This window comes from Pseudoalteromonas sp. SCQQ13, assembly GCF_015864415.1.
Classification (GTDB): domain Bacteria; phylum Pseudomonadota; class Gammaproteobacteria; order Enterobacterales; family Alteromonadaceae; genus Pseudoalteromonas; species Pseudoalteromonas nigrifaciens.
The window spans coordinates 271,527-283,901 of the sequence record NZ_JADYXG010000002.1 but is presented as its reverse complement, the minus strand read 5'-3'; the positions used below and the strand labels follow the sequence as shown (position 1 = coordinate 283,901).

Here is a 12,375-nt window from a genome sequence, read left to right as displayed (position 1 = left end):
TATGTATTTAAGCTTTTTTAACCTAAGTGAAATGCCTTTCACCTTAACCCCTAACACCGAGTTCTTTTGTGCGCTTGCGCCGCATCATGAGGCAATGCAAGTGCTTACAACTGCAATAGCAATGGGTGAGGGGTTTATTAAAGTGACCGGTGAGGTTGGTACAGGTAAAACCTTACTGTGTAGGAAGTTACTTAATCATATTGAGCATGACTACACAGTTGCTTATTTACCTAACTCATATTTAAGCCCAGAAGAGTTACGCTGGGCGCTGGCTATAGAGCTGGGAATGGACGTAGACAAAGCGTTAGATCAGCAAGCGCTAAGCCAGCTTATAAACCATCACTTATTGAGCTTACAAAGCGACAACAAGCGGGTGGTTTTACTAATAGACGAAGCGCAATGTTTGAGCTGGGAGACCTTAGAAGCGTTACGACTATTTACCAATTTAGAAACCGAAAGTGAAAAATTGATTCAGGTGGTGCTTTTTGGACAACCCGAGCTTGATGAAAAACTAGCCAATAATAAGGTAAGGCAATTACGCCAACGAATTAGCTTTTCGTATGCGTTAAGACCAATGACAGCAGCAGAGGTTATTTATTATATAAACCACCGGCTACAAGTGGCGGGTTTTAATCAGCCCCCTTTATTTAATAATCGAATGGGGTTAAAAATTGCACGTGCGAGTAGAGGCATTCCACGTTTGGTTAATATTTTATGCCACAAAGCGTTATTGCAAGCTTATGGAGAGGGCTTAAATGCAATAACTACGCGCCATATTCAGCTGGCAATAAAAGATACCGAAGATTGTGCTAAATACAGAGTGGGTTATTACTGGAGCTATAGTGCTATTACGATAAGTGTTATCGCTATTGCTGCAATTTGGGTATGGAGGCAGTGGCTATGAGCGTTATTAATAATATGCTAAAAAATATTGAACAGCGCGAGGCCAAGCAAGTTACCCAGCAGCACGCGGTTGGTGTAAATGTTACCCCAGTGTACGACCTACAAAATTTAGTATTTAAAGCGCTGGTGATTGCCACTGTAATAAGCATAGTTATTGCTGCTTATTTACTTTTACCGGCAGCGGCGAGCAATAAGCCAGCACAGGATGAATTATCGGTTACGCTAACCTCGGCATTACCACCAGAAGAAGTAAAAGCAGGGGCAACGGCTAAAAAAAGTGTAGCTAACACGATTATTGTGACTGACGAAATAGCAAAAAATAGTAATGTGCAGCCAGAAATTGCGACTGTTTTAAATACCCAACCTGGCGTTAAAGTAGCGAATGTTGTTGGCAAAGCAGCCCCGCAAAATATTGATGAGGCTGAGCAGTTATTAGTAAATAAATTAATAAATGATGCCGCCGCTGTTAATAACTCTCAGCCACAAGCGTTGGGTGAAAGTAAGGACGTAACTGCAGCTAATAAAAATTTACCTGCTGTGGCGGCTGTTGTGAGTAGTTTGCCAAATATTGAGCCAAGCCTTGAGCCAAACCTTAAAGTATCTAAAGCTAAGCCAGCTAACGTAATGATTAAAAGCTCATCTAAAACTAAATCTCAGCAAGTATTAATTGCTGAGCAATTGCTTGCGGCTAAGCAAGCAATACAGTTTGGTTTGTATAGTGAAGCAATAAGCGACCTGAATAATATTTTAGCGCAATCAAAGCAGCATATAGAAGCGAGAAACTTACTCGCGGCAACTTATTTTAAGCAGCAAGATATAAGCTCAGCGCAACAGGTTTTACAAGCGGGTATAAGTCAAAATCCTGATGTATTGCAATGGCGTATTATGCTTAGCAAAATTCTAATCATGCAGCAGCAGTACGACGATGTATTAAAACTACTCAGTGATGATTTTGAAACACAAGCAAACTTTGAATTTTGGGTGCTACAAGGTACGGCTGCACAAAGTGCCAACCAGCATAATAAAGCCCTTAATAGCTTTAAGCAGTTAACTAAATTACAGCCCAGTCAAGCTAAGTGGTGGCTAGCGTTAGCAACCTCTAAAGATGCATTAGGCGAGTACCCCGATGCTAAGCATTTATATAAAGTAGCACTTGATTTAGGGGGGTTAAATACAGCCATGACCCAGCATGCATTACAGCGTTTAGTAGCGCTGAAGGAGGCCGTATGAGACCTAGTTTAAAAATGCGTTTAGGGGATTTACTTGTTCATGAGCATATGATCACCGAAGCACAGTTAAGTGAAGCCTTAAATGTTCAAGCGGCTACGGGTCGTAAACTGGGCTCTACCCTAATCACACTTGAATTTATTAGTGAACCACAATTACTACGCTTTTTAGCGCAGCAGCTTAAAGTTCCTTTTTTAGATATTTCGCAGCGTAGAATATCACCGGATGTATCTAAGCTTTTATCAGAAGTGTACGCACGGCGCTACCGAGCGTTAGTTATTGAAGACAACGGCGACTCAGTTTTAGTTGGGATGAGCGATCCTGCTGACCTAAGAGGGTTAGATCAACTTGCTCCTATACTCGCCCCAAAGCGAATAGAATTAGCGGTTGTGCAAGAAAGCCAAATAATGGCGGCATTTGACAACGTATACCGTCGTACAGAAGAGATCACTAGTTTTGCAGAGCAATTACACGAAGAATACCAAGATGTAGAAGAATTCGATCTTAATTCACTCGGTGACGAAACATCCGATGCTACCGTGGTTAAGTTGCTGCAATCTATTTTTGAAGATGCGGTGCAAGTACGTGCCTCAGATATTCATATTGAGCCCGATGAAGGCTTATTACGTATTCGCCAGCGGGTTGATGGCGTACTGCAAGAGCATACCTTAAATCAGGTGAAAATAGCCTCAGCTTTAGTACTGCGTTTAAAGTTAATGTCGGGGTTAGATATTTCAGAAAAGCGCCTGCCACAAGACGGCCGCTTTAATATTAAAGTGCGTAGCCACAGTATAGATGTACGACTCTCGACCATGCCGATTCAACATGGCGAATCTGTAGTGATGCGCTTGCTCGATCAATCAGCCGGATTATTATCGTTAGATGAAACTGGTATGCCGGCACATATTTTAAAACGGGTGCGCAGTATTATTAAACGCCCCCATGGCATGGTATTGGTAACAGGGCCAACTGGCTCGGGTAAAACCACCACTTTGTATGGAGCGTTAAGCGAGCTTAATCAACAAGAAAGTAAAATTATTACCGTAGAGGATCCGGTTGAATACCGAATTGGGCGTATAAACCAAGTACAGATAAATAATAAAATAGGCTTAAGTTTTGCGAGTATTTTACGTACCGCATTACGACAAGATCCCGACATTATTATGGTCGGCGAAATGCGTGACCAAGAAACCGTTGATATAGGCTTAAGAGCTGCATTAACCGGTCACTTAGTGTTATCTACATTACATACTAACGATGCCATTACTAGTGCAATGCGCCTTATAGATATGGGAGCTCCTGCCTATTTAGTCGCAAGCTCGTTGCGTGCCATTATTGCTCAGCGCCTGGTTAGGCGTGTATGCAGCGATTGTAAATCGCCGTATCAACCAGATCATCAAGAAAGCAGTTGGTTAAAGTACCTTGGCGAAAATACAACAGATACACAGTTTTATAAAGGACAAGGCTGTACTGCGTGTAATCATAGTGGTTATAAGGGGCGAGTAGGCATTTTTGAACTACTGGAAATGGATGATGCAATGATGGATGCCTTGCGTATTAATGACACGCAAGGTTTTGCTAAAGCGGCTAAAAATAGCGCTAATTTTATTCCGCTCTCAGCTATGGCACTTAATTATGCAAAACAAGGTATCACTTCTTTAGATGAAGTATTTAAGGTTGCAGAATACATCCCCGAAATAGTCGGAGGTGATGATGCAGCTATATAGCTATAAAGCAAAAGATGCCAAAGGAGTGTTAGTTAAAGGTCAGCTTGAAGCGAGTAGCCAGGCAGGCGTTGCTGATAACTTAATGAAGCGTCAATTTATTCCTATTTCAATTGCGCTGGTTGAAACTAAAAATAACATTAAAGTTTTTGACAATTTATTTAATGAAAAAATAGGCCTAGAAGACATGATTATGTTTTCTCGGCAAATGTATTCATTGTTAAAAGCGGGTATTCCTATTATTAGAGCCATGGTTGGTTTGGCGGATACCACCCAAAATAAAGCCTTTAAACAGGTGTTAATGGAAGTAACTAAGCAGCTAGAGCAAGGCCGTGACCTATCAAGCGCAATGTCGATGCACAATAAAGTATTTAGTCGTTTAACTATTTCTATGGTGATGGTTGGCGAAGGTGCAGGGCGTTTAGAAGATGCGTTTTATCAACTTGCTATTTATTTTGAAAAAGAACAAGAAACCCGCAAGCGTATAAAAGCGGCAATGCGTTATCCCACGTTTGTAATTTGTGCGTTGGTGGGAGCCATGATCATTTTAAATATTTTTGTTATTCCGACCTTTGCCAGCATGTTCGCTAAATTTAATGCTGATCTGCCTTTAATGACGCAAATATTAATAGCAACAAGCAACTTTTTTGTGAATTACTGGTGGTTATTAATTTTAATGCTGGTGGGCGCAATAATTGGCTTTAAGCGTTATTTAAATACCGTAACAGGGCGTTATAAGTGGGATAAATATAAGCTAAAAATTCCCTTTGTTGGCGATATTCTACAGCGTACTTTATTAGCACGTTATAGCCAATGTTTGGCAATGGTGCTGCGCTCTGGTGTGCCTATGACCACCGGATTATCGCTCACTGCGCACGCTGTAGATAATAGTTATATGGAAAAAGCCATTATTACTATGCGCCAAGATATAGAAAAAGGCGACAGTTTACTCAGGGTTTCAAGAGCCAGTGAGTTATTTTCTCAACTTGTACTGCAAATGGTTGCTGTGGGCGAAGAAACAGGTCGAGTTGATGAGTTACTCCAAGAAGCCGCAGATTATTATGAGCGTGAAGTTGATTATGACTTACGCAGCTTAACCGCCAAAATAGAGCCTATATTAACGGTGTTTGTGGCAATTATGGTGCTTATTTTAGCTTTAGGTATTTTTATGCCGATGTGGAATATGATGTCAGCGATTAAAGGTAATTAAAGTGAAGACAATAATTACTCGCTCAAAAGGCTTTAGTTTATTTGAGTTGATAATTGTTGTTGTGTTACTGGCTGTAATTTTAAGTTTTGCTATACCTAGGTATATAGATATTAAAAATCAGGCACATAGTGCAAATGTTGATGCAGTAGCTACAAGCTTTATGTCAGCGGTAGGTTTGGTGCGCGGGCAATGGGAATTGAATGGGCGACCCAAGGGGTTATTAAATAAAACGTTTGTTAATTATGGAGGAGTAATTGTTGGTGTCGATGGATTGATGGGGACACCAACAAGTGATGAAACAGAAAAATGGGATACTCGGGCACATGCTATTAATGCAATTAAATGTCGCCAGGTGTTAAATGTAATTTTACAAAATGCACCCAGCAGCACACTAAATACTGAGGAGTTAAGTTTAAAAGAGGTTAGTTTTTTAGTTAGATATAACGCAGCTAATACGCAATGTATCTATTATTCAACGCACACTCTTAGTTCTCAAAACATACCTATAAATGGTGCAATAGCATCAGCAACAGTGGGTTTTTCGTACTTACCTAAAACAGGCAAAGTACATATATTTAAAAATTAAGTAATTATTAAAAAAGAGGCTTACTTATGAAAACACAATCATTAAAAAATCAACCTTTGAATAAGCAAGCAGGTTTTACGCTTGTTGAGTTAATTATTGTTATTGTTATTTTAGGAATTTTAGCCGTAGTAGCAGCACCGCGCTTTTTAAACCTGCAAGGTGATGCGAACGCATCTACGCTAGAAGGACTACAGGGATCAATTCGCAGTGGCATGAATATAGTTAACGGTAAGTCGATTATTGCCAGTGAGCAAAAAGAAGCGACAGCAACTGTTGCAGTAGATACTGGAGATGTAGCAACTGTATACGGTTACCCTGCAGCGACACAGGCAGCGTTTGAAGCATTTTTAGATGTAAAATTTGCGGCTGATAACACTGCCGATTTTAATCTTGTTGAAATTACAACTGACAATAAAGTGATTATTTTCCCAAATAGTTATGTGCAAGCTGATGATTGTCGCATTGAATACACTCAAGCAACAGCTGCAGTTACAACAACAGCACCAATTAAAACAGTTGTTACAGCGCCTATAGTTACTTTAGTGACAGATGGCTGTTAATTACATAAATGATCAGCAGTGGTAAGCAGCAGCGCGGTTTTACCCTCGTTGAATTAATTATTACTTTAATTATTTTGGGAATACTGTCGGTAACGGCAGTTCCCAAATTTTTAGGTAGTTCAACCGAGGATGCGTACTCGTATCGAGACCGCACATTAAATGCACTGCGAACAGTGCAGTTACGTGCCATGCAAAATACGGCGACCACAAGCTGTCATAAGCTTTACATTACCGCTAGGTTAATTGCAGGGCCAACACCCGATACATGCTCAGGAGGGGCCGATATAAACAACAGTGAGCACCTAGTAATACAAATTAATAGCCAAAGAAGTGATATTACCTTTAACGCATTAGACAGTAACGGTAATGTGTTTACCCAAGTTAACTTTGATCCCCTTGGCAGGGTTGATCAAAACTGCACAACGCAATGTCGAATAAATATAGGGTTAGCCGCGGTATGCATTAGCGGTGAAGGGCTTATTTATGCCTGCCCTTAAACATAAGGGCTTTACCTTAATAGAGTTAATTGTTGGTATTGTGATGTTTGCAATCGCGCTGAGTATTATTACTGCACTTATTGCGCCTCAAGCTCAAAAAAGTGCTGAGCCTATTGTGGCATTACGTGCTTCGGAGTTTGGGCAATCACTCATGAACGAAATTCAAAGCAAATCGTTTGATGAATACAGTGAGCGAAGCGCTCCTTTTAGGCGTTGCGGCGAAATATCTTTGGGCGCAAAGGCTTGTACCGCAGCGGCAGACTTAGGCCCAGATAATTCAGAAACACGTACCAGTTATAACGATGTTGACGACTATATAGCACTTTCGGGGCAGCCAATAACCAATAGTTTGGGTGTTTTATTACCGCAATATAGTGGCTTTAGTTTGGTTGTTAAAGTGCAGTACGACAGTGATTTTAATGATGCCACTAGTAATGATGGCAGCACTTTTAAGCGCATTACTATAGAGGTTACTTCACCTCTGGGTGAGGTATACGGCTTTAGTGCTTATAAAGGGAATTATTAATGCATAGCATAACGCGACAATACGCATTTACCTTAATTGAGCTATTACTGGTAATGGTAATTTTAGGTATTTTAGCCGTTAGTGCATTTTCGTTTATTGGCGCAGGTGTAAGTATTTACGCTCAAGGCGTGGAGCGTCAAGAAGCAGTAGCGCAAGCGCGGTTTTTAATAACACGCATTAGTAAAGAGCTACGCGATGCAACACCTAATTCACTTAGGTTAAGCTGTGATAACGACAGTAAAGGGGCGTGTAATACTCATCAGTGCCTTGAATTTACCCCTTTTTTATCAGCTACTCATTATACTAATTATTTACCGACTACAGCCCCGTTTAATATTACCGCAGTTGATTTTGAGCTTAATAACTTAACTAAACCGCAAGTGGGTAACTGGGCAGCAGTTTATCCATTAAATAGCGATGATATATATAACGAAAACAATCATAAACGCTTACAAGTTTTAGCATTTAATAACACGGCAGGAAATGCTATTGATCAGTGGCAATTTAGTAAAGCATTTGCAGCAGAATCACCCAGTAAACGATTATATTTATTAGCTGAACCAGTTAGTTTTTGCGTAGAAGGGCGGTTTTTATATCGCTATACAAATTATGCTTTTAATAGCGCCCAGTCAGATGCGCCTAGCTTACAAGTAACCCCCGGTGTTAAGCGAGATTTATTGGGGATTTATATTGCAAATAACCTAGCAAGCAACTTGTTTTTTACCATAGAGCCGGTGGCCTTACAGCGAAATGCTGTACTTAATGTTAATGCACAAATGCGCTTTAACGAAGCCGAAGTAATGAACTTTAACCATGAGGTGCATGTGCCAAATGTACCTTAATAATTATCAGCAAATTACCCGCTCACCCACAAAGCAACAAGGTAACTTAATTGTTGTGTGTTTAGTGATTATTGTTGCCTTATTAGCACTTGGCTTAGCATTAGTTAAAGTGCTGAGCGGGGCCGCGCAGCAAAATACTATAGAATATTATGGCGCGCGAGCATATATGGCTGCACAAAGTGGTTTAGAAAGCGGTTTAACCGAATTATTTCCGCTTAATAGCGCTGCACAAAATTGTGCCTCAGTTACTACAAGCCGAACCTTTAAAACAAATTATTTATCGTTTTGTGATGTATCTATTAGCTGTACAGAGTACCTGGATTTACCCGATAGCAGTGCGCGCTCGGGAACGGTTAATATTTATTATTTACAAAGTAGTGCTACTTGTGCGCCAATTGATTGCCCATTGGGGGATGCATGTAGAAAAGATTACTGGCAAACGCAACGCACATTAAGTGTAGAGGCTAAAACGTTACCATGATAAAAAATACTCTCGTGCTTATATGCTTAGCAGCGTTTTTATTTAGTAATAACAGCAATGCTGCAGCACCTAAAATTGAAGGGCGTTTTATTGAATTACAAAATACCTACACATCACCGGTATGGACAAAGGTTAATTTCCAGCAGCAATATATAACTCCTCCAGCTGTTTTTATGCTTTCAACTAACCAAGGTGGTAACCCAGCAATTATTCGAGTTAAAAATATCACCACTACCGGGTTTGAAGCGCTTCCTTTGGAGCCCTCCGGTGAGGATGGTGCGCATATTAATATGGGCGCACATTATTTAGCGGTGGAATACGGGGTTCATGAGTTCCCCGACGGCACCATTATGGAAGTAGGGAGCACCGATTTACAGCTAGAGGTACAATATGGTGCCAAATCTGGTTTTTCTCCATTTACTCCAAAGGGCTATAAGCCGCTTACTTTTGCCCATTCGTTTACCCAGCGGCCAAATTTATTTCATTCACTACAAACGCTTAATAGCTTAGATAGTAACCCTCCTGCACAAGCTTTGGTGCCCTTTTTAACTATTGCGGTAGAAACAGCCTCGTTATCTACTAGTGGAGTAAATATTGCGCTAGAAGTTTCTGAAACGGCATTCGGTATAATTAAAAGCGAAAAAGTAGCATATTTAGCGGTAGAGCCAGGGGCTAATCGCTCATTCACAGATGATAATGACGTGGAAGTTATTTGGGAGAGCTTTTTTACTGGTTTTGCTGTAGATGGTTGGAACGATGGATGTAATTATTTTAATTTTATTAATCGTTATTCGCAATCGCCTTTAGTTGTTGCAAGTAAAAACTCGCGTGTAGGGGACGATGGTGGCTGGTTGCGAAGTTGTAACTTAAGAGCTAACCGAGTCGGGTTGGTGGTCGATGAAGACCGAGATGGCGATAATGAGCGCTCTCACCCTAAAGAAGAAGTATCTATTTTAGCCATGACTAGTTCGTTTGTTTCTAGCGGCGAAATTTTAAGTTGTGACACCTTATTTCCAGGCGCGCTATCTACTTATAATGATGGTTTGGTGCAGTTAGTCCAAGGCGTTAAAGTAACAGACAATAACGCGCAATTTATTACGACTACTAATTTAACGTCTTTGGCACTAACTGACCCTGCGTTATGTAACGGCCAAGCTTGTTTAGCAAGTGGCAATAACTCTTTAACACCTAGCCAGGCAGCTCAAGTACCTACAGTGGCTAACGATGGCAGCTCTGTGGCACCAGTACCAGCCTCTTTAGCAGGAGATTATTTTTATGATGAGTTGCAGCTTGCTATGCTGGAGGATCAATACAGAGTAACGGCTCCTACGCGTATTTTTTTAAAAAACACGAGTTCGTTACTCTCAACCTCATTTTTAAATATAGGTAAAACCAATATAGTAGTAGATTCGGGAGCGTATCTTGCTATTTATGTTGATGGTGCAATTGCGATTGCCGCCAATGCCAATATAGCTGCTTATATTGTTGCTACCGGCGAGGTAAGAATAGCGCAAAATGTAACATACGAAGGCTCTATTACCTCAGGCACACAAATTATTACCGAGGGTAGCTCTACTTTCGATGCCATACCAGTACCAGATAATATTCCAGGCTTTTGTGGTATTTATAAACCTATATTGCTAGATCATTATCGAATATCAATGAGTGATAACCAAGGACTGACTTGCCAAGCTAAAGATATGGCTTTAACCGCCTGCGCAAATGATACTTGCGATGTTTTGTTTGATCAGCCATCAAGCTTAAATTTATCGCCAGATAATGGTGGTAAGCAGAGCTGGGTAACCGGTGAGAACATCAGCTTTACTGGTAGTACTAATATACAGTTTGCAAAACGTACCACTGGCAGTGCCACAATTGGTTATAACACTGCAGATCCATCTGCGCCGTTACGTTGTTATATTGGCGGTAAAAATGTTGGTTTAAGTGGCTGTAAAGTGGTGTTTTCGGACGCGGGTTTTATTTTTAAAAATGAAAGCGATAACAATACAACAATCCCTACCCAACTATCAGGTAAACCTTCAAATACAGGATTTAATGCAAAAGCATTAGCAATTCAAGCTGTAAAAACGAATACCGCCACGGGGGCGTGTGAAGCAGCGTTTCCTGTGGGGGCAGAGGTTGCTTTAGATTTAGCCTATACCTGTAGTGCAGGAGTAAGTTGCTCTGATCCGGTGCAGCTTAGCAATAATAATAAAGTATACGCGATTGAACAAAGTTATAAATCAGTGCCATTACAGTTTGATGATGAGTCTAAAGCGCAAATAGTAATAAATTACCCCGATGCAGCACAGCTTAGCCTTAATGCTAAAACTAATCTAATACTGGATCCGATTACTAACTTGTCGGTTAATTTAACCGGTAGCTCTAACGAGTATGTAGTAAAACCTTTTGGCTTGGCTATGAGCTTACCCAATGATGGGTTTGCAACAGATGCCGCGGGTAGCTTGTTTAAATTAACCGGAGAGACATTTGATTTAAAAATGAATGCGGTGCAATGGCGTGCAGGTCAAGACAACAACAACGATGGCTACCCCGATAACTACAGTGAGATTACTAACAACCCTATTGCTAAACATTTTATTAATGAGCAACCTTTAGTAACAGCGCAATTAAAGCTGCCCATAGCAGGTACTTCTGGAACACTTGCAGTCGTCAACACTGTTGCATTTAAAGATACAGGTAGTTTAAGTGAGTCAATTTCACAATATAGTTATGACCAAGTAGGGATTATTGATTTAATTGCTGGGCTAAACGATGGCGATTACTTTGGTGCGGGTGATGTTAAAGGCGAGCTTTATAATGTAGGCCGTTTTGCGCCATCGCAATTTAAAATAATAGGAGTGCAAGCTGCGGCCCAGTGTACTGATTATGGGAGTAATTTAACCTACCTCGAACAGCCATTTGAACTTGGCTTTACAGTGCAAGCACAAAACCAAAATAATCAGCTAATGAGTAATTACAGGGCTGGGTTTGATAAGTCGGTAGTGCAAGTTAGTGCTGAAAATAATGAAGCGGGTAATTACGTGCCAGCAAGTAGCTTTGCCAGTCGCCTAGTTAATTTAGGTGAAAACAATTGGGGCGATACCAATGACGGGCAATGGCAGATGAATCAAAGCAATGTTACCTTAAAAAGGCTAGGAGTTGATCAACCCGATGGCCCATTTGCTATGGTTAATTTAATGGCCACACTTACAAATATTGAGCGCGCTACATTAATTGATGCAAACGACAGCCCTAATACACAGGTAACCTGTAGCTCTAATTGCAACAGCGTACGACTAAACAGTGTGCCTATTGAGTTTAGGTTTGGCCGCTTAGTGTTAGGTAATAATGCAGGCTCAGATTTAGATCGATTACTCATCCCCATGGAGTCTCAATATTGGGATGGCAATGGGTTTGTAGTAAACAGCAATGACAACTGTAGTGTATTTCAACACCCTAAATTAAGCCAAGTATTGCCAGCTAGCCCAGTATTAACATATGAGTATGGTAATGGTGCAGCAGGGAAGTTAGAGGCGGGAGGATATCCAGTAAATAACGGTATTTATGCAAAGCCTAATGGCTCAGGAACATTCACTTTAGAATATAATACCTATGACTGGCTAAAATGGGATTGGCAAGGTGACCAATCTCAGCTGAATCCTTATGCTATTTTACAATTTGGCCACTTTCGAGGGAATGATCGGGTTATTTACTGGCGTGAAACACGTGAATAGTTGTAAACTTAGATAATAATTGAACAAAGCTTGTGTTTTGTGCTTCAAGTACATAGCATAAGGCTTTATTTTAGAAAAATAA

11 protein-coding genes are annotated in these 12,375 nt (G+C 40.6%); all 11 read left to right on the top strand.

Going from position 1 to position 12,375, the window contains the following annotated elements:
• Position 1: 1 nt before the first annotated feature.
• Genes I6F41_RS03010 through I6F41_RS02960 form a run of 11 tightly spaced genes read left to right on the top strand, consistent with a single transcriptional unit; the run spans position 2 to position 12,293 of the window.
• Positions 2 to 904, top strand: a complete 903-nt coding sequence (locus tag I6F41_RS03010; protein WP_011329339.1) for an ExeA family protein — start codon at positions 2 to 4, stop codon at positions 902 to 904.
• Positions 901 to 2,133: a tetratricopeptide repeat protein gene (locus I6F41_RS03005; protein WP_182683878.1), complete on the top strand. Its 1,233-nt coding sequence runs from the start codon at positions 901 to 903 to the stop codon at positions 2,131 to 2,133. The genes I6F41_RS03010 and I6F41_RS03005 overlap by 4 nt, the downstream gene beginning before the upstream one ends.
• The gene (locus I6F41_RS03000; protein ID WP_011329337.1) at positions 2,130 to 3,857 is read left to right on the top strand and encodes a GspE/PulE family protein; all 1,728 of its coding nucleotides are present in this window, start codon (positions 2,130 to 2,132) and stop codon (positions 3,855 to 3,857) included. Before I6F41_RS03005 ends, I6F41_RS03000 begins: the two co-directional genes overlap by 4 nt.
• On the top strand, positions 3,844 to 5,064 hold the full coding sequence (locus tag I6F41_RS02995) for a type II secretion system F family protein (RefSeq protein ID WP_011329336.1): 1,221 nt from the start codon (positions 3,844 to 3,846) through the stop codon (positions 5,062 to 5,064). Before I6F41_RS03000 ends, I6F41_RS02995 begins: the two co-directional genes overlap by 14 nt.
• A gap of 1 nt (position 5,065) precedes the next feature.
• Positions 5,066 to 5,650, top strand: coding sequence for a pilus assembly FimT family protein (locus I6F41_RS02990; protein WP_011329335.1), 585 nt, complete (start codon positions 5,066 to 5,068; stop codon positions 5,648 to 5,650).
• 26 nt (positions 5,651 to 5,676) lie between these two features.
• Complete coding sequence (locus I6F41_RS02985) at positions 5,677 to 6,210, top strand: prepilin-type N-terminal cleavage/methylation domain-containing protein (protein WP_182683879.1); 534 nt, start codon at positions 5,677 to 5,679, stop codon at positions 6,208 to 6,210.
• 8 nt (positions 6,211 to 6,218) lie between these two features.
• On the top strand, positions 6,219 to 6,707 hold the full coding sequence (locus I6F41_RS02980) for a prepilin-type N-terminal cleavage/methylation domain-containing protein (protein ID WP_182683880.1): 489 nt from the start codon (positions 6,219 to 6,221) through the stop codon (positions 6,705 to 6,707).
• Positions 6,694 to 7,233, top strand: coding sequence for a prepilin-type N-terminal cleavage/methylation domain-containing protein (locus I6F41_RS02975; RefSeq protein ID WP_011329332.1), 540 nt, complete (start codon positions 6,694 to 6,696; stop codon positions 7,231 to 7,233). The genes I6F41_RS02980 and I6F41_RS02975 overlap by 14 nt, the downstream gene beginning before the upstream one ends.
• Positions 7,233 to 8,075, top strand: a complete 843-nt coding sequence (locus tag I6F41_RS02970; protein WP_182683881.1) for a type II secretion system protein — start codon at positions 7,233 to 7,235, stop codon at positions 8,073 to 8,075. Before I6F41_RS02975 ends, I6F41_RS02970 begins: the two co-directional genes overlap by 1 nt.
• Positions 8,065 to 8,556 (top strand): hypothetical protein, encoded by a 492-nt coding sequence (locus tag I6F41_RS02965; protein WP_058374243.1) that lies wholly within the window; start codon positions 8,065 to 8,067, stop codon positions 8,554 to 8,556. Before I6F41_RS02970 ends, I6F41_RS02965 begins: the two co-directional genes overlap by 11 nt.
• Positions 8,553 to 12,293: an H-type lectin domain-containing protein gene (locus I6F41_RS02960; protein ID WP_011329329.1), complete on the top strand. Its 3,741-nt coding sequence runs from the start codon at positions 8,553 to 8,555 to the stop codon at positions 12,291 to 12,293. The genes I6F41_RS02965 and I6F41_RS02960 overlap by 4 nt, the downstream gene beginning before the upstream one ends.
• The last annotated feature ends 82 nt before the right edge of the window (positions 12,294 to 12,375 follow it).